The sequence below is a fragment of the Nocardia cyriacigeorgica NBRC 100375 genome (assembly GCF_000308555.1).
Lineage (GTDB): Bacteria > Actinomycetota > Actinomycetes > Mycobacteriales > Mycobacteriaceae > Nocardia > Nocardia cyriacigeorgica.
The window spans coordinates 1-20,119 of the sequence record NZ_BAFY01000192.1 but is presented as its reverse complement, the minus strand read 5'-3'; the positions used below and the strand labels follow the sequence as shown (position 1 = coordinate 20,119).

Genomic DNA, 20,119 nt, shown 5'->3' with positions numbered 1-20,119 from the left:
GATCCTCCTTCGGGCGGGGGCCGCTATCGCGCGTCGGCTGGAACAGGCTCCCGGGCATGCAGTTTCATTGCCGTGTAGGCCAGGGCGATGAGTGCCGTCACGACAAGCAACAGCAGGCCCACGGTGTAGTCGTTATCGACGGGGTCGTAGGTCGCGCCCATGACCAGCGGAGGGAAGTAGCCGCCCAGGCCGCCGGCAGCCGCGACGACACCGGTCACGGATCCGACCGATGTCGCCGGCGCGCGGCGAGCAACCCACGCAAACACGCCGCCGGTCCCGACACCGAGGAATATCGCCAGCAGGATGAAGTCTGTCGCCGACCACACGTCCGGGGGTGGCTGGAACACCGCTATCGATGCCATCACCGCAGTGCCTGCCAGCGAGGCCAGCACCACGTACTTGGGTGCGATCCGATCGGCGAGCGCCCCGCCGATCGGGCGCGCGATCACGGCGGCGAGCGCGAAGGCGGCGGTGCGCGCGCCGGCATCGACGGCGGAGAACCCGTAGATCGTCTTGATGTAGGTGGGTAGATAGTTGCTGAACGCGACGAAGCCACCGAATACGATCGCGTAGAGGAATGCCATCTCCCACGTCACTCGTAGTTTCAGCGCGGCTTTGAGTTTCGGCACAACCGGGTCGGTGTTCGGATGGAACTCCGGCGAGTTGCGCATTACCACCATGCAGACCACCGCGGTGACCGCGAGTGCTCCGGCCACGATCACGTGGGTGGGAAACAGGCCGAACCAGTTGGTGAACCGCGGAGTGAAGAACGCCGACAGTGCCGTGCCGACCATTCCGGCACCGAAGACACCGGTCGCGAAGCCGCGCCGAGCGGGCTCGTACCAGTTGTTGGCGAACGGAATGCCCACCGCGAAGATCGTGCCGGCGATGCCGAGGAAGAACCCGAACGTCAGCAGCAGCGGATAGGAATCCGCGGCCCCGGCAGCGCCGACGGCAAGAACCGGCAGGATCGAGGCCAGCGAGATGGCGATGAACATGATCCGGCCGCCGAACCGGTCGGTGAGCGCGCCCACCGCGATACGGCCCAGCGAGCCGACCAGAATCGGCGTGGCAACCAGCATCGATGTCTCGGTGCTGCTCAGTGACAGGTCACCGGCATACGTTGTGGAGAGCGGGCCGATCATGTTCCAGGCCCAGAAGTTGATCGCAGACACCCAGGTCGCGAGCGCTAGGTTCGACCCCCGTTGCTTACCGAGGTCGGTAACGGAAACGGTCACCGTCCCAGGAAACCACGCCGGATCCGGTCTTGCAGCGTTTCTATGATCGGCTGACTCGCCGCGTGTTGCGCCGGCGCGCCTGGCTGTTGACGAGTTCGACGACCTGCCTCTCGTCTCAGCGCGGATGGTCGGTGGGCGGCAAGACTACAACAGGGTTCGTCGACCTGGCACCGATCGGTCACCGCACGCTGTGCTGCCGACAAAGGTCCTCGCCCTTGTGCCCTTCGGCACTGACGAGGACAGTACCGCCGGTCATACCGTCATAGGTGAAACGCTGACCCCACGATGAAGGAGGTCGTCATGCGAGCACGCGTCGTCTACGAATCCATGTACGGCAATACCGCGGCTGTCGCTCGAGCTATCGCTGACGGATTGGCCGAACATGCCTCGGTCGAGGTCCTCGATGTCGCTACCGCGGACATCGCGCCCCTGCCTCCGGTCGACCTTGTCGTCGTCGGCGGGCCGACTCACGCGTTCGGGTTGAGCAGACCCAATACCCGTGCCGACGCCGCGACACGCACCGATGCGCGGGTCACCGTCGACATCGGGATTCGCGAATGGCTCGACGATCTCCCGCCCGTGTCGGCCGGTAGCCGGGCCGCGGCGTTCGGCACCAAAGTGGCGAAACCACCATGGCTCCCGGGTTCATCTGCACGCGGCGCCGCCAAGCGACTCCGCAGACTCGGGTACCAACTCGTGGGCGAGCCCGCCGACTTCGTAGTCGACGGCATGATGGGGCCACTGATCGACGGTGAACTCGTTCGCGCACGCACGTGGGCCGAAGAGCTCGCGTCCGCCGTGGCCGAGCAGACCGTCGGGCACTCCTGACCCAGGAGGGTGCCCGATGCCCTACACAGTGACTGTAGACGAATCCGCTCCCCAGACCGTTCTGCAGCTGCACCGCGAGATCCGAGCCGATCATGCCGGGGGCGACATCGGTCAGGGTATGCAGGCACTCTTCGATCTGGCCGCTCGTACCGGGATGACACCCGCCGGGCCACCGTCCACGACCTACCACGGTGATTTCGTCCCCGGCGCCACGACCGATGTCGACTTTGCTGTACCTGTGTCGAACAGCCGGAACGACGCGTTCGAAGGATTGACAGTACGCACCACGCGACCAGGCCTGCACGCGCGCACATTCCACCGTGGCGATTACCAATCCATCGCGGCCGCTTACGGCGCCCTCGACAGGTGGCTGCGTAGTGCACCATTTCGCCCCATCGGCCCGCCGACCGAGGTATATCTGGTCGGCCCAGACGAGGCGGTCGCCTCGAAAGACCTGCTGACCGAAATCCGGATACCAGTCGCCCCGGCCGACCTCAGCATCGAGGTGCCCACATCCGTCGCCGACACTGTTCCGTTGCTTCGCGAGGCCTTGGCATCTCGAGGATTCGGTGTGCTGACCGAGATCGATGTCAGCGCGGTGCTCGATGCGACGATCGGCCGCCACATCGAGGACTATGTCGTTCTCGGAGCCTGCAATCCCACCTTCATCGCGCAGGCACTCGATGCGGACCGGACTGTCGGCGTGATGATTCCGTACAGTGTGGTCGTCCGAGCGGTCGGCAACGGCAGCGTCGTCGAAGCGGCCGACCCACACGCCTCGATGACGCAGTTGACGCCATCGACCACGTTGGACACACTCACCCGCCGGGCCAGGGCCGAGCTCTCCGCCGCGCTGGCGAGCCTCGCCCACCCGGGCGGCCAAGGCGAGCCCGACGTGAGCTGATCGTGATGAGGGCCCCTCGGCGCATACGCCGGAGGAAGCGTATGGCACTGAAGACGGTGACGTTCGGCCGTCGCGGTAGCCGCGGCCGTTGGGCGACGCTCGAGACAAGCAGCTCATCACCATGAAGGAGTTGATCACAATGGTCGATACCGCGAGATTCGATCTGGCGGGCCGCAGCATCCTCATCACCGGTGGGGCGCGCGGCATCGGCGCCGCCACCGCTCATTCTCTGGCCAAGACAGGGGCCGGAGTCGTTGTCGCAGACATCCTCGACAGCGACGGCGAAGCCACGGCGGCCTCGCTCGGCTCCTCGGTGATGTACCGCAGACTCGACGTTACCGACGAAGCTCAATGGGAACGCGCCCTCGATGACGCCGAGGCAACCTTCGGCCCCTTGGCCGTGCTGGTCAACAACGCCGGCATCGTCGACTTCGGCGGCGTCGAAACCGAGTCGCCGGCGATGTTTCGCCATGTGCTCGACGTCAATCTGACCGGTGCCTGGCTCGGGATGCATCTGGCCGCGCCACGATTGCGCGCAGCCGGTGGCGGCGTGATCGTCAATGTCTCCTCGACGGCCGGACTGATCGGGTACTCCGGCGTTGCCGGGTACGTAGCCAGCAAATGGGGATTGCGAGGCCTCACCAAGGCCGCCGCCATCGAACTCGGTAGCGCCGGGGTCCGTGTGTGCTCGGTGCATCCAGGCCCGATCCACACGCCGATGACCGCCGGTATGGACGAACGAATCGCAGCCGGCCAGCCGCTGCCGCGGTTCGGTGAGCCCGAAGAAGTCGCCGCGATGATCGCTTTCGTCGTGACCGAGGCAACGTTCTCGACCGGATCGGAGTTCGTCATCGATGGCGGCGCCACGGCGGGCATGGCACTGATCGAGCAGTTGTGAACGAATCGGTTCCCGCCGGTGCGGAGTTGCGTGAGACTCACACCGGGCTCGTCGTGTTGGTCGGCGACCGCGCGTACAAGGTCAAAAAGCCCCTCGCGACCGACTTCCTCGACTTCAGGACCGCCCGCTCACGCGAGCTGGCGTGCGCTCGGGAGCTGGAACTGAACCGCCGCATCGCACCCGACGTCTATCTCGGTATCGGGCATTTCTCCGACCCCGTGAATGGGTCGACCGAACCCGTCCTGGTCATGCGCCGGATGCCCGACGACCGGCGGCTGGCCACGCTACTGGATAGCCACCGAGAGCCCGACATCGCAGAACTCGCCGGGACCCTCGCACGGTTTCACGCCTCGGCGAAGCGGAGCCCCGAAGTGGACCGATTCGGCACCGCAGAGGCGGTGTGGGAACGATGGCAGCCAGTCCTGCGAACGCTGCGGAAACAGACCGATCTGATCGACCCGGCCATACCGGACAAGCTGGAGGCCCGCGCCCTCCGGTATCTTGACGGCCGCCGGGCGCTGTTCCAGCGGCGCATCACGGAGGGCAAGATCATCGACGGCCACGGTGACCTACTCGCCCAGGACATCTTCGTGATGCCGGATGGCTACCGCATCCTCGACTGCTTGGATTTCGATGACGCGCTCCGATACCTCGATTGCATCGACGACATCGCCTTCCTGACGATGGACCTGGAGTTTCTCGGCCATCGCGACGTCTCCGACCGATTCATCGCTGAATACAGGCATGTCACCGGAGACACAGCGCCCATCTCGCTATGCGATCACTACATCGCTTACCGCGCCCTGGTGCGAGCAAAGGTCGACCTGATCCGATGGGCTCAAGGTGAGGGCGCCGCGCTGGAACGGGCACATCGACACCTTGTCATCGCCGATGAACGCACCGCACGATCGGCGATCCGCCTGGCACTGGTCGGCGGTCTGCCAGGGACCGGAAAGTCCACAGTCGCCCAACAGCTTTCGAGGCAGTTCGGCGCTACGGTGCTCTCCAGCGACGACATCAGGAAAGAACTGGCCGACGCCGGAGCACTCGCAGGGCCCACCGGCGTATTCGGGCAAGGACGATATTCGGCCGACAACAAGGCCAGGGTCTACTCCGAGCTGTTGGCGAGAGCCAAGCCGCTGCTGAACAACGGCGAATCGGTCATCCTCGATGCCAGCTGGATCGATGCGGCGCAGCGACAGCGCGCAACCGCTCTCGCCGCCGACAGCGCCGCGGAGCTGGTAGAAATCCACTGCTGCTGTCCGCCGCAGCTGGCTGCCGATCGCATCCGGGGCCGCGGCCACTCGACGTCGGACGCCACAGCAGATATCGCGACCTCCATGGCTGCGTCGGCCGAGCCGTGGCCGCAGGCGTGTACTACGGACACCGGCCAGCCGCTCACACGAACAATGAGCGCAGTACGCCGCGCCTGGCAGTCCGCCGCCGACGCGCCCACCGCACATGGGCGCACTCCGGCGCGCCTACCCGGGTGAACTCGGTTCCGGCGGCGAAAGCTGTGACACTGCAGCAACAACCGTGGTGCGTACTGCTGCATCGACCTTCACGGTCGCTCGGTTCCCGAACGCAACGCCGTCAAACGTCGACGGAACTCCTCGTCGTCGATCTCGCCACGGGCGAATCGCTCTGCCAGCAGCTGCTCCGGCAGATCAGGCGAGCTGCGCGGTGGTGCAGGTCGTTGCGACGTGGAGGCGATGATCCGGAGGGCAGCGATTATTACCACCGCCACCAGCGCCCAGGCGAATACCATGACGACGATCGTCAGCGCGTATCCCCAGCCTGTCATTCCGTGGTCGGGCCAGTACATCATCGCCACACTCTCCTACGATTGCCGATGTGCTCATAGTTCGACGATCCTGCGGAAAAGCCCAGCGTGCTAGGGGCATACCGCACAAAAGGATGGTTCCTAGGTCATCATCGCGGAGGCAGCGGTCGTACTTATGTCCCGCAGGGTGGTGTCTTTCGGTTCTGTTACGGACCCCAGCGGGCGGGAAACAATCCATCCCATGGCAGATCTTCGCAGCGGCTATCGAACGTCGGGGTGGGTTGGCTCCGCGGTCCTGAGCGCCCTGCATTGCCCGATCGCCGGTGCTCTGTTCCACCGGATGACCGAGTTGCGCTACACGGGCAACCGCACCGGGCGTGCCTTCTCCGTGCCGGTTCGGTACGCCCGCCGCGGAAACGAGATCGTGGTCCGGGTAGGTCGACCGGACGCCAAGACATGGTGGCGGAACTTCACCACACACTCCCCACTCTCACTATGGATCGATCACCGGTGGCGCAGCGGCGTCGGCCGGGTACTGATGCCCGGTTCACGTGCCTATGGGTACGCGGCAGCAATCTACCGGCGTCCTCCTTCGAGCGAGCTCCCCACCGATCCGCTGGTCTTGATCAAACTGGCCCCAGGAAGCGATGACGGAACGGCTCCGGCTATGCGACGGGGCAAGAGACTGTGGCGCCGGTGGCTGCTCGCCGTCACAATCGGCGAAGTGCTGGGTTTCCTGTTCCCTTCTGTCACCGCCGTCGTCGCAGGACCGGTCGACGAACCGATCGCCGCGGCGACGCTCGTGGCGGCGGGCACGATCGAAGGCGGGGTACTGGGATGGTTTCAGGCCTCCGCACTTCATGGGGCGCTTCCGCGCCTCGACAAGCACCGGTGGATTCTCGCTACGGCCTTCGGCGCTGCTATGGCATGGACTGTCGCACTGGTGATGATCATGGCAGACGGGTTCAAGCGGTGGCCCACGGCGGCAGCGGTACCCACACTCGCCGCAGGAGTCGTGGTAATCGTGTGCTCCATTGGGATTACCCAATGGTTCGTACTCCGGGACCATCTGGTGGGTGCAGACGGCTGGATCGGCGCCACCGCCCTGGCGTGGATCGTCGGATTGTCCGTGTTCACCGCCGTCACCTCGCCACTGTGGCAGCCGGGTCAGCCCATTTGGCTCGTTGTGGCGATCGGGTTGGCCGGCGGCTGCCTCATGGCCGCCGCCATGGCGGGCGTGACCGGTTCGTTTCTGGTGTGGTTGCTTCGCGCGCAACCACACAACCGCTGTCCGGCTGCACAGCCTGGCGACCGTTCCGCGCAGGCACTCCTCGTCCGATCGAGGCGCTCACGCCCGGCCTAGGGGGCGAGCCGCCACCGCTGATGGGCGCCGCTGCGACGATTGTTCGGCCCATCGTTACCTACGAGGAGCTCAACGGACACCTTCCTCGTCACCAGCAACCGTATAGAGCGCGGTCCGCATGAGCCTGATTGCCAGTACTGCCAGCCAACGCAATTCGGTGCTGCTGGCCAAGAATACTCCGAATCCGATCAGCAACACCGCATAAACGACGCTCGCGACAAGCCAGAATGGCCGCGGAGGGGTGTCGATCGCGGCCACACTCACAGTCTGCGAAACAGTGCTGTACAGCAGCGCACCCACGACGTCCATCGCCAAATACAGCAGCGGAGCCAGGACTCCTGCGGCGAGCAGCGGCACCCGTATCATCTTCTCACTGAACGGCTGATCCGCGACCACGGCCATTTCGCCTCTCGACGCCGTGAGAGTCTTCTCGGTTCCAGCCTTGTGAAAGATGTCTGACGGAGCCAAGTGGCGCCAGGGCCCTCAATGGAAGGGAGTCGGCCACGCCGCCCCGTGGTGAGAGACCTAATTCGTCGAGGTGCTCACAATCGTCAGAAACTCGTCCACCCCACGCCGAGGGGTCGGCGGTGCGGGCGCGGGCTCGAGTGGAGCGCCGCCGACGCGAACCAGCACCTGCGGCACACCGCTACCGGCTGTGAGGTTCTCGAGCGCCTTGCGGGCGGTCACCAACTCGGTGATGTGTGTCAAGGCGCAGGTGGCAAGGCCGGCACGTGTGCATTCCAGCAGGACCGCCGAAAGCGCCTCACCGACGCGTAGCCAGTCGATGAGTCCGTTGCCTACGGTACTGAGGACCACCAGGGCCGCGTGGTCCTCGACGTCGCGGCGTCGATCGGAGTGCTGGGCCGTCGGGAACTTGCGAGCGATCGGCACGCGGAACGCTTCGGCGCCGGACGGCAGTGCGCTACTCGGAATTCCTTCCCGACTCGGCGAATGCCCGGTCCACCAGTGCAGTTCGGCCTGGTAATCCATGTCGTAGCGCCGCTTCGCAGTGGCCTCCTGAGAGGCGTTCGCCAGGATCGCCCGAGCAGGGTCGCCGAGAACATCCAGAGCAATCTCGTGCGGACTGGTCAGCATGCGCGCAGCCCGCATCACCTGGTCCCACCCAGTAGGCGCTGTCAGCGGCAGCCGATCGGTGCGCCGGCTCTCGATTGCTGACGCACGAGCCAGAATGCCGTCAGGAGGATCCGGCCACGGGCGAAACGCCAGCCGGGCCAGCAAATCCGGGCGAGCGATATCGGGGATGCGTTCGATGTCGGTGTGCCATCCTTCTGCGGCCAGTACAGTGCGCAGGTGGTGCAACATCGTGCCGCAACTGATCACCAGCTGACGTCCGGTCGGATCTGCCGAAGCTAGCAATCGGTCGTTGTCTCGATAGAGGCGCAGTTCGGCGCCGTCGAACTCCCAACGCCAGGGTTGGGTGTTGTGGATCGACGGTGCGCGGCCGGCTCTGTCCAGCGCCCGCTGAACCGTCGCCGGATCGGGCGCGGAGGAAGCCAAGTGGGCGTTGGTGTCAGTCATGACTCCAGTGTCGCCGTCATCGAACTCGCAGCGTACGGGCTTTTGGTTCCTTGGTGAGGGACGATGGTCACCGATAGGAAGCACCGGGGCGGCCCCGCAGAGGAGCCCGCCGGGAGTGGCGTGGCACCTCACGACTGTCTGCCCCGCGGCTTTCGAACCAGTCTCACATTGCGTGGTTCGACTCCTGTGTCAAACCGTGGCCATTTGCCGGCGTTTGACGCTCGTTCGCTGGAGCCGAATCGCGCTGAACCGCGCTATCTCGTACCGCGACGCCACCACACCAATCTTGATAGTCCGCCACGAATTCTGGGACCCGCCATCGCCGTCCCGAGCTGCTGAGCCGCGCATAGTCGGACTCGCCATCGCGGAAGTTTGCGTCGGGGCCGTCCGCCGGACGGTTACGCCTCCGAATGGATCGCAGGTGCCGGCGCGAACATGGCCGATCAGCAGTCAAATGTGTGGGTTGCCTTCTCGCGTACTCGCTTAGCATCGCCGGGCGAGTACGCGACTATTCAGAGGGACCAGTCGAGGGCTGTTCGGCGGTTGCGGTACGCATCGTCCATGAGTTCGAGAAGGCGTTCCTGAGCGACCTGGGTGTGGATGCCGCTGGCGATGTCGGTGATCTGAACACTGTTCTGCGCGATTTCGGTCGGCCCGATGGCCGCGATGAGGTGGTCTCTCCTCTTACGGGCGTCTCGAACCCGCGCCCCCATTGACCCGTCGTGGTCGACCCGGCTGCGAAATCCGAGGTGGCGAGCCTTGTCGGCGAGTGCGCGTGCTGCCCCGGCCTGGTCGGCGCCGACGGGCAGAACTGTGATCTGAATCGGCGAGAGCCAGAACGGAAGTCGGCCCGCGTAGCGTTCGAGTAGTGCTGCCGTGACGCGCTCCATCGACCCGACTGTCCATCGATGGATCATGACGGGCTGATGTTCGCCGCCCTCTGCGCCGACATAGGTGAGCCCGAATCGTTGGGGCTGATTGAAATCGAGTTGCACGGTGGCGATGGTTTCCTCGCGGCCGCGTCCGTCCTGAACTTGCAGATCGAGCTTGGGGCCGTAGAAGGCTGCCTCTCCCGGAGCTTCGACCAGTTTCAGTCCGTGTTCGTCTAGGACGGACTGTCCGGCGGCGCGAAGGTTCTCCTGGGCGTGCTCCCATTGGATGTCGGTTCCGAGCCAGGTGGAGGAGGTGTTGTCTCTTGTCGACAGCCGGACGTAGTCGACGGGAAGTCCCAAGATCTCTTGAGCACGTAGTGCTGCCCGCAGCCCGAGTTCTACTTCGTGCAGGACCTGGTCGGGTCTGCAGAAGACATGGGTGTCGTCGAGGTTGATCTGTCGGACCCGACTCAAATCGGAGACGACGCCAGAACGTTCGGCTCGGAACATGGAGGCGAGTTCGTTGAAACGGAGCGGCAACTCACGATACGAGCGTTGAGTCGATGCGTAGATCAACGCGTGATGCGGACAGTTCGCCGGCCGCAGCATCAGCTCGTCGTCCCCCATCCGCACAGCGGGGAACATGTCCTGGCTGAACTCGCCCAGATGGCCGGAACGTTCGTACAGTGCCCGCTTTCCCAGCACTGGCGAGAACACGCCGAGGCAGCCATCCGCTGACGCGAGTTCCTTGGCCAGCTTCTGCAACTCCTCCCGGATAACAGCTCCGGCGGGGAGCCACATCGGAAGACCGGAGCCGGCAAGTGGATCGGTAGCGAATATGTCCATGTCGAGATTGAGATCTCGGTGGTCGGCGACCATAGGTGTCTGCTCCTTTGATTCGTACCGGAACAGACGGGGAAGCACGAGGCCCCGGAAACTGTTCCGGGGCTCGAGATGTCCGAGGAGGTCAGTGCATCACGAAGGCGCCGGAAGTGTCCGGCGTCGTCGTGGAGGTGTGGCGTCCCTGCATGGTGGCGAACTCTACATGATGGGCGCACCGTTGCGCGTTCAGGGCATCGATAGACCACTCGACACAGGTTCAAGTTGATCGAACATTGCCCAGTAGGGCTCAGATCGCTGCAGCAGCAGATTTCTCGCGGAATGCACTGCCCGGAGGAGGCCCATCGTTTCGTGGTACATCCCGTCAAAGTGTGAGGCGGGACGCCCTCCATCGGTCCCGGCAGTTCAGGAAGGTCGTCGGATCCGGCGCCGCCCCTCGTAGACTCGGTCTCTGCCACCTTGCGCGTCGGCAGAAATCCGACGAGTCCGGGCGCTAGAACATCCGCCCCGGCATGTCGTCGAGCGACGCGCAGGGACGGACCATCCCCCGCTGATGCGGGGCCAGCCAGGGGCGGAATCTCTAAAGGACAAGCAGTGGTCGAACCATCCCTGCGGGTGCAGGGGCCGACACCCGGCCCGGTCGCTGCCATGACACCGACGTGGCCATCCCCGCAGGTACGGAACCGACGCAAGGACTGGCTACGTCACAGCACTCGGCGCCTGGCTGGGACCATCCCCGAATATGCGGGGCCGACCCTGGGCACGGCATCCCCGAAGGGATCTTGTCAGGACCATCCCCGCATGTGCCGGGGCCGACGACCGGTGCCGGGGTTGCCCCTGGTGCCATGCGCGCCATCCCGCATATGCGGGGATGATCCCTGACCGGCGCGATCGTCACCGACGTCTTCGAAGTCGGCCTCGCGCACAGCTCATGCCTAGGGGAACTCGCGAATTCAGGTCACCTACATCGGCTGTGTGACAGGCGGTCACCTATCCGTCTGGTTAGTGACCGTGGTCAGGTAGGCGGCGGGCTCCGGCGGCGAGGTCGTCTATGAGGTCTTGGTACGCCGATGCCAGCTCGTCCAGCTGAGCGCACACGTCGATGTAGGTGGTGCTCGAGGGGCCGGCGAGGGCCGCGTAGGTGTGTGCGGTCAGTTCGGCAAGCCGGTCGACGACGCAGCCGACGGTCTCGGTGTGAATGCGCGCGCTCGGGAACGGAACGGGTACGACCAACAGGACGAAGCGGTCGATCTCGATGACGAGTTGGGCACGCCTCCAATCAATTCGCTCGACGTGCTCGGCTGGGCTCACGAGACGGTCGCTGTGAAGTTCACCGAGTTCGACCGCGGCTGCGGCGAGTGGTCCATTGGCGTCGGGGAATCCTCGGCAGGCGGCCAGGAGTTGGGCGGCGGTCGGCAGGTGTTTGGTCCTGGTGGCGGGTCCGGGAGGTAGGTCGAGCGGCGGTCGAGTCCGGTGACGAGGTCTGTGTAGGTTTCGACGAGTTCGGCCAGCCGATACCAGGCGTCGTGGACATCGGGATGGTCGGCGGGCAGGTCCATGAGTCGGGTCCAGGCTTGTACTTGGGTCGCTGCGATCCGGTCGACGAGCGTGCCCATGGTTTCGGTGTGGCAAATTGCCGTCGCGTGCGGTAGGGCAAGCCGTGGGGCCAGCCAACTGTCGATCGCGGCGATCAGTCGCGTGCGGCGGTGTCGCAGCAGCGCCATACCCGGATATCGAAGCAACTGGGTGTGGACAATGCCGAGTTCGGCGGCCCAGCCATTGAGTGGGTGGCGGCCGATGTGGTGGCCACGGATCGCGGACAGCAGATCATCCTGGCCTGGCCACGCAAGCCAATCGTCGTCGGCCGCAGCCGCTCTCGGCACGGGCTGGCGGCCGTTCAAAACTCGACCACTGCCTGTGTTGTGACGAGCAGCTGCGCACCGGCTGGGATCGCTGGTCGGCCGGTCGGCGCCATCGGTCGTGGTTCGCTCTCCCATCGCCAGCCGACGCTGATATTGAGGTGAGGCAACCAGACCCGTTTCTCGGGGCTTAGCACCTCCACCCCGAAGGCTGCCAACATCCCGGGTGCCCGCGTATCCGCCGGACTATCCGGTTCAACGAGGAAGATCCATCGGGGATGTCTGAGGTGGGTAATGACCGGCACCGACCCCACCCCTGCGCGGACGAGGCGATCACGCACCACGCGGCCCAGCGATTGCGGCATTGCGATCGCTGCCACGTCGGTACCGATGGACAACAACGGCCGGTTGGCGACCACTTCAACCGGAAGTCCGAACCGGTGCCGGTAGACGTAGGCCATCTCGTGCGTCGATTGGCATGCTTGCAACGGTGTCATTGCAGCTCCCGATGCCGACCACCTGCGTCCGAAGCCACTGCGGGTCCGGACGGTTCCGGTCTCGACGCCTCTAGCCGTGAACGGACCGTCTCTCGCCCCAACGCTGCCCCGACACAGAACGCCTCGATGTTCGCCATGGGGCTCTCAGCCGCTACACGGCGGCTCATCGTCGATTGCCTGTCGCGAACTGCCGCAGTACCTGCGGTGGACCGAAGAGGATTCTGGACACAGGAGTTGCGGCCGGATCGTCAGTCGTCCGCGTTGCGAGTCGAGCCATGGAGCATCCCTCCAAAGTCTGAAATAGACTTCCATTTCGGTAGTGCATCCAGACTACAACTAGACTTCTATTTTAGGAATGCAAATATGTGGTTCTTGCGAAGTCGCGATCGGACTGGTACGTCAGACGAGCCAACGATCGGCGGTTGATCACGAATCTGGAGCGGAGAAACGATGACAAGCCCCACGATCCAGCGGCGCCGTCTCGGTCTCGCCCTCAAGCGGTACCGCGAGGTGGCCGGCAAGACTCAGGACGAGGCGGCTGAGGTGATCGACTCGGCCGCGAGCAAGATCAGCCGGCTCGAGCAAGGGCAAAGCGGCATCAAGCTGACAGATCTGACGTTGCTTCTGGACTTCTATGAAGTCGACCCGAGCGAAGCCGAATCACTCAAGCAGCTGGCGCGAGCCGGGCGTCAACGTGGCCGCTGGAGTGGTCGCGGAGTCCCCGATTGGTTCCGCCAGTATCTCGATCTGGAAGCCGACGCGACCGAGATCAAGTGGTATCAGCACGAAGTGATCCCCGGCATCTTCCAGACCGAGGAGTACATCCGGGCGATGTTGCTGACCGGGCAGCCACGCGTCTCGGATGAGGAGATCGAGAACCTGATCGCGGTCCGGCTAGCGAGGCAGTCAATCCTCGATGACCGCAACAAGAAGATCAACGCGATCCTGAGCGAATCCGCTTTACGCCGAGTTGTGGGCGCCGAGACCGTCATGAAGAACGCCCTGATCCACCTCGCCAACATCGCCCGCAACCCGCACGTCACCCTGCAAGTGCTGCCCTTCAATGCCCGCAGTGTCGGCGACGCATGGGCGCACTTCATCCTCCTGCGATTCGGCGAGGATACCTCCGATGTCGTCTACCTCGACGGCTACAACGACGCCGATTACATCGACAAGCCCGAAGACGTGCGCGCGTACGCTCGACTGTGGGACAGGCTGCAAGCGGCAGCAACCGGCCCTGTCGAGTCTCGTACCCTGATCCTGAAGATCGCCCAGGAAATGGAGGACCCAGCATGACCACGCCGGACGGGTGGCGCAAGAGCAGCTACAGCGGCAGCAACGGCGGCGCCTGCGTGGAAATCCGCTTCGACGGCGACGTCGTGCGGATACGCGACAGCAAATACACGGGCGATCCATCGGCACAGCCCGAGATCGCTATGCCGGTCACACGCTGGGATTCATTCCTGGACCGCGCCCTGCACTTCGACGCCCCAATAGACGCTACCTTCCCCGTACTGCAACGTGACGGCGACGGCAGCGTAATGGTCCGCGACGCCGAGGGCGTGACGCTCACCTACACGGCGGCGGAATGGACAGCCTTCACCGACGGCATTCGCAGCGGCGAGTTCACGACAGCCGCGGCGGCATAGGTCAAGGCTGCGGACCTGGTTGGTCCGATGGCAATCACGAGTCAACATATGATTGAAGGCCCGCTCGGCCAACAGCCGACGGAGCCCATCCCCCTCCCGAGTGCGGAACGATCGGGTTCGCCGGACCGAGCCAACACAACGTTCCCGTCAGTAGGTCCAGTTCGTGCCGGTACCTCGGTACTGCTCGACGGAGATGGGTTCGACGCCGGGTTTCATGTGGTCGAGGTAGAGCTGTCCGTGTAGGTGGTCGACCTCGTGGGCGACCAGGCGCGCGAGTCCGCGATCGAACACCGTGATCCGAGTGGTGCCGTCGATGTCGGTGTGTTCGACATGGATTGTCAGTGGTCGTGGTACCCGGCCGCGTAGGTCGAAGAAGCTCAAGCATCCTTCGTATTGTTCGTCTTCGCCGCTGGTTTCGACGATGCGCGGGTTGAACAGGGTGATGGTGTCCCCGGTGGGGGTGCGTACGATCGCTGCGGCGCGGTTGATGCCGATCTGGGGTGCAGCGATCCCCATGCCTTTGCCGAATACGTGTGCCTGGGCGACGCGTTCGGCTGCTGAGTTCAGTTCGGCGACGACGCGGCGGGCGTCTTCGGCTTCGGCGGGCAGGTCGAACGGGCGCGCGATCTGGCGCAGGATCTCGTCGCCTTCCTGGACGATGCCGAGGCCGGCCATGACCTTGCTCGGTGGGGTGCGTTCGTCGTCGTTGCGTCCGCGGAAATCCCATTCGAGGCGGTAGCGCGCATGTAGTGGCGGATCGTCGATGGACCAGGCGTAGATGTGGCGTTCCTGCTCGACCTGGTGAGTGATCGGCGTGGGGAAAGGCTGGCCCTCGGCCGCCATCGAGGTCTGAAGCCCCCAGACCGACGGTTCCAGGGCGGCGGGGAAGTCCAACCGCACGGACAGCCGGTTGGTGGGCAGGCGGACGGCGCGCTGAAACCAGTTGCCCCAGTGGGTCGCTGCGACGGTGTACTCGTATTCGATCCAGCACGAATGGCCGGGGTAGAGCGGGAAATGGCGGCGTCGGCCGCCGAGTTCGCTGAATTCGAGCCAGACTTCTTTGAACGCGTCGCGGTCGTGGTGGGCGGTCCAGGCCATGGGATCGGCGCGGTGTTCGCCGTGCCAGGCGTGCAGGTTGATCTCGTCCCAGGTCAGTGGGTTTTCCTGGTAGAGCTGGTTGGATCGTTCGGGGTCGCCGGGGTAGCGGTCGACGGAGATCCTGATCAGGTAGCAGGTGATCGGTTCGGCGCCGCCGTTGATCAGGCGGCGCCGTTGACGGAGCCGGTAGATGTTGCCGTCGAAGGACAGGCTCGCGTCATCGTGGTCGACCACCAGCGACCCGGCCGTGTCGGCGGCCGCTGTGACGGGAGCTGTGCGGACGGTGGTGGGGCGGGTGGCGCTGAATTCGGCGAATGCGGCGCGTAGTGCCCCGCCGGCTTGCAGGGTCGATTCGGCGCAGGCGGCGAATTCCCGGGACGGCTTCTCGGTGCCGGATTCGATCTTCGACACATAGGGGCGGCTGTAGCCCAGTTTGGCGGCCAGCGCTCGGCGTGACAGGCCGCGGACATCGCGCCAGCGGCGCAGCTCGAGTGCGAAGACGTTGACCTGCGCTGCGTCGTCGGCGGGCGAGGTATCGGCCGAGGTCACTGTCGCAGTGCTCCTGTTCGCCGGGTGTGCGTGTGCGTGAGTACCCCGTGAGTATGCGCTCACACTGCTGAAACAGCCTGCTTCCGTGGGGAAATGGAACTCCAACGGCCCAATCCGGGCAGCACCGGTCGACTGATCGGGGCTGCGCTGGGGCTTCGAGTTCGGGGAGGACATCATGAGCAGGATTCTGGTGACCGGGGGTGCGGGTTTCATCGGCTCGCATTACGTCCGGCATCTATTCGACCACGACGACGACGTCGAGCAGGTCACCGTGCTCGACGCACTCACCTATGCTGGGCACGCGGAGAACCTCGGCGCCGCGATGCTCTCGCCACGACTGCGTCTGGTCACCGGCAATATCGGTGACACCGCCCTGGTGGACGAGTTGGTGGCCGAGCATGACGAGATCGTTCACTTGGCCGCGGAGTCGCACGTTGATCACTCCTTTGCCCAGGCGGCTCGGTTCATCGCCACGAACGTGGCTGGCACCCAGACGATTCTCGATGCCGCGCTCCGGCACGGGGTCGCCAAGGTTGTGCACGTGTCCACCGACGAGGTGTATGGGCCGGTCCTCGACGGCGCCGCGGACGAGGACGCCCCGCTGGCGCCGACGGTGCCGTACGCGGCGAGCAAGGCCGCCGCGGATCTGATCGCGTTGTCCTACAACCGCACCCACGGTGTCCCGGTGTGCGTGACTCGCTCGTCGAACAACTACGGCCCGCATCAGCACCCGGAGAAGATCATCCCCGCCCACATCACCGCGCTGCTGCACGGCGCCGAGATCGTGTTGCACGGCGACGGCCGACACGTGCGGAACTGGCTGCACGTCGCCGACAACTGCGCGGGCCTGGACCTGGTGCGTCGTCACGGCGTCCCTGGACAGGTCTACAACCTCGGCGGTGGAACGGATCTGACCAACGAAGCACTGACCGGGCTGATCCTGGACGCGATGGGCGCGGACTGGGATCGAGTGATCGGGTGCCTGATCGCCGCTGCAACGACCGTCGCTACGCGATGACCTGGGACAAGGTCGCCGCCCTGGGCTACAGGCCGCAGCGCAGCATCGAAGACGGACTGGCAGAGACCATAGCCTGGTACCGAGCCAATGCCGACATGTGGGCACCGATGCTGGCTGCCCGCACCGTCGCCGGGGTCCGGCGGTGACCAGCGCCCGGGTGTTGGTCACCGGTATCGGTGGCCAGCCCGGCTTCGACCTCGCCCGGCGTCTGCACCAGCTCGGCGCCGCGGTGATCGGCGTCGACGCCGACCCGCTGGCCAACGGGATGCTGATCAATGGGATCCAGCCGCAGTTGTGCCCGCACGTCACCGATCCCCGCTACGGGGATGCTCTGGTGACGCTGTGTGGCACCGAGGCCGTCGACGCGGTGGCCCCCACCGTGGAATCCGAGCTGCCCGTCCTGATCGACCTCGCCGATGACCTGGCCGCGGTGGGTGCACGGACCTGGCTGCCGACGCACCGCTCGGTCGAAGCCTGTCTGGACAAGGCCGTCTTCGCCCAAGTGCTCGCCGAAGCGGGCATCGCGCACCCGGCGACGTGGCTGCCCGGCCAACTCGACGACGCGCCCGCGAACGGGGAGCGCTACAAGGTGCCCAAGCGGTTCGTCGTGCTCGACGAGGTTCCCCGCAATGCCAGCGGCAAGGTCCTGCGGGCGAAGCTGCTCGCTGTGGCCGAGTCGTGAACAACCCCTCTGCTCGAAAGGCACGCTGATGGCAATCCGTCCGATTCGCACGCCGAAGATCATCATCATCGGCGCGGGCGTCGCGGGGATCTCGGCAGCGGTCACTGTCAAGAGGGCCGGGTTCGATGATTTCGTGATCCTGGAGAAGGGCGCCGATGTCGGCGGGGTGTGGTTCTGGAACCGCTACCCGGGGTTGACCTGCGATGTGCCCTCCCAGCTCTACCAATTCGGATTCGCACCGAAACCGGACTGGACCAGGATTTGGGCCACCGGCCCGGAGATCCAGCGCTACCACGCCGAGGTCGTTGACCGCTTCGGGCTGCGCGAACACCTGCGGCTGAACAGTGAGGTCACCGACGCGGTCTTCGACGGCCGCCGGTGGACGGTCACCGTCGCCGACGGCACCACACTGGTAGCGGATTTCGTGATCGCCGCGACCGGGGTCCTGCATCACCCGTTCACGCCGGATCTGCCCGGGCTCGACAGCTTCGAGGGGTCTGTCGTGCACACCGCCCGCTGGGACGATTCGATCGTCACCGCGGGCAAGCGGATCGCGGTGATCGGGTCCGGTTCCACCGGCGTGCAAGTGGTGTCGGCGCTGCAGCCGGACGCGGCGCGACTGACCCAGTTCACCCGGACCCCGCAGTGGGTGCTGTGGGCGCCGATGGGTTTGCCGCAATCCCGGCTGGTGGCCAAGCTGCTCGAGGCCTCGCCGACGTTGCATGATCGGGTGTATGCGGTGTCGCTGTGGGCCTCGGGGATCCTCGCCGATGTGGTGTTGCGCCCGACCTGGCGGCGGCGCACCGTGCAACAGCTGGCGCGGTTGTCGCTACGGGCCCAGGTGCGCGATGCGGATCTGCGCGCGGCCCTGACGCCGGACTACGAGCCGCTGTGCAAGCGGCAGGTCCTCTCCGGCACCTACTATCAGGCCATCCAGGCCGATAATGCGCAGCTGGTGACCGACAAGATCACCGAGGTCACCCCGACCGGGATCCGCACCGCCGACGGGCGCCACCACGACATCGACCTCATCGTCTTCGCGACGGGGTTCCACCCGCACAACTACATGCGCCCGATGAACCTGCGCGGCCGCGACGGCCTGCACATCGACCAGGCGTGGGCGAAAGGCCCACGCGCCTACCGGATGACAGCCATCCCAGGGTTCCCGAATCTGTTCACCGTGCTCGGCCCGAACTCGCCGACCGGGTCGATCTCGCTGCAGTACTCCGCGGAGCTGACCGCCCGCTACATCACCCGCTGGCTGCAACGCTTCGCCGCCGGCGAGCTCGACACCGTCGAAGTCACCGAGGCCGCCACCGCCCGGTTCAACGATGCCGTCACCGAGGCGATGGGGCCCACGGTGTGGAACACCGGCTGCAACTCCTGGTACTTCACCGAACACAACACCATCGACCTGTGGCCCTTCGACCGCACAACCATGACGGCCATGCTCACCGAACCCGACGACCGCGACTTCCTCATCACCGCGCCCGCGCCTCGCGCAGCGGCGCGGTTGGCCTCCGGTCCCCTGTGAGTGGTCACATTCAGAAAAGAGGAGTAGATGTTGGCAGAACCGGGCAGAACGCCACGCATACCGGTCGGCCGGCGTAAGCCGGGGGCGATGCTCGCCGCGCTGGCCTTGGCAGTCACCGCGGCAATCAGCGTCGGTACCGGATCCACTGCGGCGGCGCCGGATTCCGGGTCGGCGTCGGGATCGTCGTCGGGTTCAGCGCAGGCCGGGAACTTCTATCTCCCACCCGCACCGCTACCGAACGGCAAGCCGGGACAGATTCTGCGCAGCGAGCCGTATTCGCTGGCGTGGGCCATCCCCGGCCAGGACGGGCAGGTTCCCGCCAATGCCACCCGCATCATGTACCTGAGCGCCAACACCCACGGCGAACCGGCCGCGGTCACCGGAACCTATCTCGAACCCACCGTGCCGTGGAACGGCCCCGGCCCGCGGCCGCTGATCGCGGTCGCGCCGGGCACCCAGGGGCAAGGCGACCAGTGCGCGCCCTCGAAAACCCTCGCCGAGCTCGTCCACTACACCTTCCCCCTCGACATCTGGGTCAGCTACGAGATCATCACCGTCTATGCGCTGCTCGCGCGCGGCATGGCCGTGGTGATGACCGACTACCACGGGCTGGGCACCCCGGCCGTGCACGACTACGTCAACCGCGCCGCCGAAGCTCACGCCGTCCTCGACTCCATCCGCGCCGCCGAGGCGCTGACCGGAATCTCCCGGCCCAGCGCCATTTTCGGCTATTCCCAGGGCGGCGGTGCCGCGGCTGCGGCCGCCGAACTCCAGGGCGAATACGCACCCGAAGTGGACCTGCGCGGGACATACGCCGGTGCCCCGCCCGCCGATCTGCACAAAGTCATGCTCACTGCCCCCGCCATCAACGGGATCGTCCCCGGCGTGATCGGCGGCTTCGCGACCGGGCTGCTGGGTTACGTGCTCAACGGCATCGTCGCAAACCACCCCGAAACCGCGCCGATCAT

The 20,119-nt window shown here is 65.5% G+C and carries 20 protein-coding genes and 1 pseudogene; 12 read left to right on the top strand and 9 right to left on the bottom strand.

Annotation, left to right across the window (positions count from 1 at the left end; genetic code table 11):
* Positions 1 to 23 precede the first annotated feature (23 nt).
* A complete protein-coding gene (locus tag RJ05_RS19215) occupies positions 24 to 1,238 on the bottom strand; it encodes a nitrate/nitrite transporter (RefSeq protein WP_081597419.1) in 1,215 nt (404 codons plus the stop codon).
* Positions 1,239 to 1,538: 300 nt separating this feature from the next.
* Between RJ05_RS19215 and RJ05_RS19210 the strand changes: the two genes are divergently transcribed.
* The 4 genes from RJ05_RS19210 (at position 1,539) to RJ05_RS19195 (ending at position 5,361) form a co-directional block, all read left to right on the top strand.
* Positions 1,539 to 2,066, top strand: coding sequence for a flavodoxin family protein (locus RJ05_RS19210; protein ID WP_036539088.1), 528 nt, complete (start codon positions 1,539 to 1,541; stop codon positions 2,064 to 2,066).
* 16 nt (positions 2,067 to 2,082) lie between these two features.
* Entirely contained in the window at positions 2,083 to 2,970 is an 888-nt protein-coding gene (locus RJ05_RS30105; protein ID WP_081597418.1) for a DUF302 domain-containing protein, read from the top strand.
* Between the two features lie 139 nt (positions 2,971 to 3,109).
* The gene (locus tag RJ05_RS19200) at positions 3,110 to 3,868 is read left to right on the top strand and encodes an SDR family NAD(P)-dependent oxidoreductase (protein ID WP_036539086.1); all 759 of its coding nucleotides are present in this window, start codon (positions 3,110 to 3,112) and stop codon (positions 3,866 to 3,868) included.
* Positions 3,865 to 5,361 (top strand): bifunctional aminoglycoside phosphotransferase/ATP-binding protein, encoded by a 1,497-nt coding sequence (locus tag RJ05_RS19195; RefSeq protein ID WP_036539068.1) that lies wholly within the window; start codon positions 3,865 to 3,867, stop codon positions 5,359 to 5,361. The genes RJ05_RS19200 and RJ05_RS19195 overlap by 4 nt, the downstream gene beginning before the upstream one ends.
* A gap of 68 nt (positions 5,362 to 5,429) precedes the next feature.
* Here the strand turns inward: RJ05_RS19195 and RJ05_RS19190 are convergent, their stop codons facing one another.
* Positions 5,430 to 5,696, bottom strand: a complete 267-nt coding sequence (locus RJ05_RS19190) for an SHOCT domain-containing protein (RefSeq protein WP_036539085.1) — start codon at positions 5,694 to 5,696, stop codon at positions 5,430 to 5,432.
* 196 nt (positions 5,697 to 5,892) lie between these two features.
* Here RJ05_RS19190 and RJ05_RS29465 point away from each other — a divergent pair, with 196 nt between their 5' ends.
* A complete protein-coding gene (locus RJ05_RS29465) occupies positions 5,893 to 7,014 on the top strand; it encodes a hypothetical protein (protein WP_138445766.1) in 1,122 nt (373 codons plus the stop codon).
* A 69-nt stretch (positions 7,015 to 7,083) separates the two neighbouring features.
* Here RJ05_RS29465 and RJ05_RS19180 read toward each other — a convergent pair whose 3' ends face one another.
* The 6 genes from RJ05_RS19180 to RJ05_RS29455 form a co-directional block, all read right to left on the bottom strand.
* Positions 7,084 to 7,416 carry a hypothetical protein gene (locus tag RJ05_RS19180; protein ID WP_036539067.1) on the bottom strand — a complete coding sequence of 111 codons (333 nt, stop codon included), beginning with the start codon at positions 7,414 to 7,416 and terminating at the stop codon, positions 7,084 to 7,086.
* Positions 7,417 to 7,539: 123 nt separating this feature from the next.
* Positions 7,540 to 8,637, bottom strand: coding sequence for an Acg family FMN-binding oxidoreductase (locus RJ05_RS19175; protein ID WP_085996238.1), 1,098 nt, complete (start codon positions 8,635 to 8,637; stop codon positions 7,540 to 7,542).
* Between the two features lie 428 nt (positions 8,638 to 9,065).
* On the bottom strand, positions 9,066 to 10,349 hold the full coding sequence (thrS, locus tag RJ05_RS19170; protein ID WP_255220946.1) for a threonine--tRNA ligase: 1,284 nt from the start codon (positions 10,347 to 10,349) through the stop codon (positions 9,066 to 9,068).
* A 918-nt stretch (positions 10,350 to 11,267) separates the two neighbouring features.
* Positions 11,268 to 11,576: a DUF4254 domain-containing protein gene (locus RJ05_RS31460; protein WP_051016733.1), complete on the bottom strand. Its 309-nt coding sequence runs from the start codon at positions 11,574 to 11,576 to the stop codon at positions 11,268 to 11,270.
* Positions 11,573 to 12,148 (bottom strand): DUF4254 domain-containing protein, encoded by a 576-nt coding sequence (locus tag RJ05_RS31010; RefSeq protein ID WP_051016732.1) that lies wholly within the window; start codon positions 12,146 to 12,148, stop codon positions 11,573 to 11,575. The genes RJ05_RS31460 and RJ05_RS31010 overlap by 4 nt, the downstream gene beginning before the upstream one ends.
* 14 nt (positions 12,149 to 12,162) lie before the next feature.
* Positions 12,163 to 12,621 (bottom strand): hypothetical protein, encoded by a 459-nt coding sequence (locus tag RJ05_RS29455; RefSeq protein WP_138445764.1) that lies wholly within the window; start codon positions 12,619 to 12,621, stop codon positions 12,163 to 12,165.
* A 450-nt stretch (positions 12,622 to 13,071) separates the two neighbouring features.
* On the opposite strand from RJ05_RS29455, the gene RJ05_RS19150 reads away from it, so the two are divergent.
* Together RJ05_RS19150 and RJ05_RS19145 are read left to right on the top strand one after the other, a co-directional pair.
* Positions 13,072 to 13,917 carry a helix-turn-helix domain-containing protein gene (locus RJ05_RS19150; protein WP_036539064.1) on the top strand — a complete coding sequence of 282 codons (846 nt, stop codon included), beginning with the start codon at positions 13,072 to 13,074 and terminating at the stop codon, positions 13,915 to 13,917.
* Positions 13,914 to 14,270, top strand: a complete 357-nt coding sequence (locus RJ05_RS19145; RefSeq protein WP_036539063.1) for a DUF397 domain-containing protein — start codon at positions 13,914 to 13,916, stop codon at positions 14,268 to 14,270. The genes RJ05_RS19150 and RJ05_RS19145 overlap by 4 nt, the downstream gene beginning before the upstream one ends.
* 147 nt (positions 14,271 to 14,417) lie before the next feature.
* Here the strand turns inward: RJ05_RS19145 and RJ05_RS19140 are convergent, their stop codons facing one another.
* The gene (locus tag RJ05_RS19140) at positions 14,418 to 15,917 is read right to left on the bottom strand and encodes a peptide deformylase (protein ID WP_036539062.1); all 1,500 of its coding nucleotides are present in this window, start codon (positions 15,915 to 15,917) and stop codon (positions 14,418 to 14,420) included.
* A 175-nt stretch (positions 15,918 to 16,092) separates the two neighbouring features.
* Between RJ05_RS19140 and RJ05_RS19135 the strand changes: the two genes are divergently transcribed.
* The 5 genes and pseudogenes from RJ05_RS19135 to RJ05_RS19120 all read left to right on the top strand — a co-directional run.
* On the top strand, positions 16,093 to 16,935 hold the full coding sequence (locus tag RJ05_RS19135) for a dTDP-glucose 4,6-dehydratase (RefSeq protein ID WP_211357656.1): 843 nt from the start codon (positions 16,093 to 16,095) through the stop codon (positions 16,933 to 16,935).
* A complete protein-coding gene (locus RJ05_RS31965) occupies positions 16,932 to 17,081 on the top strand; it encodes a hypothetical protein (RefSeq protein ID WP_211357655.1) in 150 nt (49 codons plus the stop codon). Before RJ05_RS19135 ends, RJ05_RS31965 begins: the two co-directional genes overlap by 4 nt.
* Positions 17,033 to 17,359: pseudogene (locus RJ05_RS32905) on the top strand (hypothetical protein); the annotation flags it as partial. The gene RJ05_RS31965 and the pseudogene RJ05_RS32905, both read left to right, overlap by 49 nt.
* 286 nt (positions 17,360 to 17,645) lie before the next feature.
* Positions 17,646 to 19,151 carry a flavin-containing monooxygenase gene (locus RJ05_RS19125; protein WP_036539061.1) on the top strand — a complete coding sequence of 502 codons (1,506 nt, stop codon included), beginning with the start codon at positions 17,646 to 17,648 and terminating at the stop codon, positions 19,149 to 19,151.
* 27 nt (positions 19,152 to 19,178) lie between these two features.
* Positions 19,179 to 20,119: lipase family protein (locus RJ05_RS19120; RefSeq protein WP_255220945.1), on the top strand; the 941-nt coding region annotated here is incomplete at its 3' end.

Excerpts from the sequence above, each read along its gene's own strand:
- RJ05_RS31965 (WP_211357655.1), top strand. The coding sequence starts at position 16,932 with ATGACCTGGGACAAGGTCGCCGCCCTGGGCTACAGGCCGCAGCGCAGC.
- RJ05_RS19210 (WP_036539088.1), top strand. The coding sequence starts at position 1,539 with ATGCGAGCACGCGTCGTCTACGAATCCATGTACGGCAATACCGCGGCT.
- RJ05_RS30105 (WP_081597418.1), top strand. The coding sequence starts at position 2,083 with ATGCCCTACACAGTGACTGTAGACGAATCCGCTCCCCAGACCGTTCTG.
- RJ05_RS19150 (WP_036539064.1), top strand. The coding sequence starts at position 13,072 with ATGACAAGCCCCACGATCCAGCGGCGCCGTCTCGGTCTCGCCCTCAAG.
- RJ05_RS19145 (WP_036539063.1), top strand. The coding sequence starts at position 13,914 with ATGACCACGCCGGACGGGTGGCGCAAGAGCAGCTACAGCGGCAGCAAC.
- RJ05_RS19135 (WP_211357656.1), top strand. The coding sequence starts at position 16,093 with ATGAGCAGGATTCTGGTGACCGGGGGTGCGGGTTTCATCGGCTCGCAT.
- RJ05_RS19200 (WP_036539086.1), top strand. The coding sequence starts at position 3,110 with ATGGTCGATACCGCGAGATTCGATCTGGCGGGCCGCAGCATCCTCATC.
- RJ05_RS29455 (WP_138445764.1), bottom strand. The coding sequence starts at position 12,621 with ATGACACCGTTGCAAGCATGCCAATCGACGCACGAGATGGCCTACGTC.
- RJ05_RS19125 (WP_036539061.1), top strand. The coding sequence starts at position 17,646 with ATGGCAATCCGTCCGATTCGCACGCCGAAGATCATCATCATCGGCGCG.
- RJ05_RS19190 (WP_036539085.1), bottom strand. The coding sequence starts at position 5,696 with ATGATGTACTGGCCCGACCACGGAATGACAGGCTGGGGATACGCGCTG.
- RJ05_RS19180 (WP_036539067.1), bottom strand. The coding sequence starts at position 7,416 with ATGGCCGTGGTCGCGGATCAGCCGTTCAGTGAGAAGATGATACGGGTG.
- RJ05_RS29465 (WP_138445766.1), top strand. The coding sequence starts at position 5,893 with ATGGCAGATCTTCGCAGCGGCTATCGAACGTCGGGGTGGGTTGGCTCC.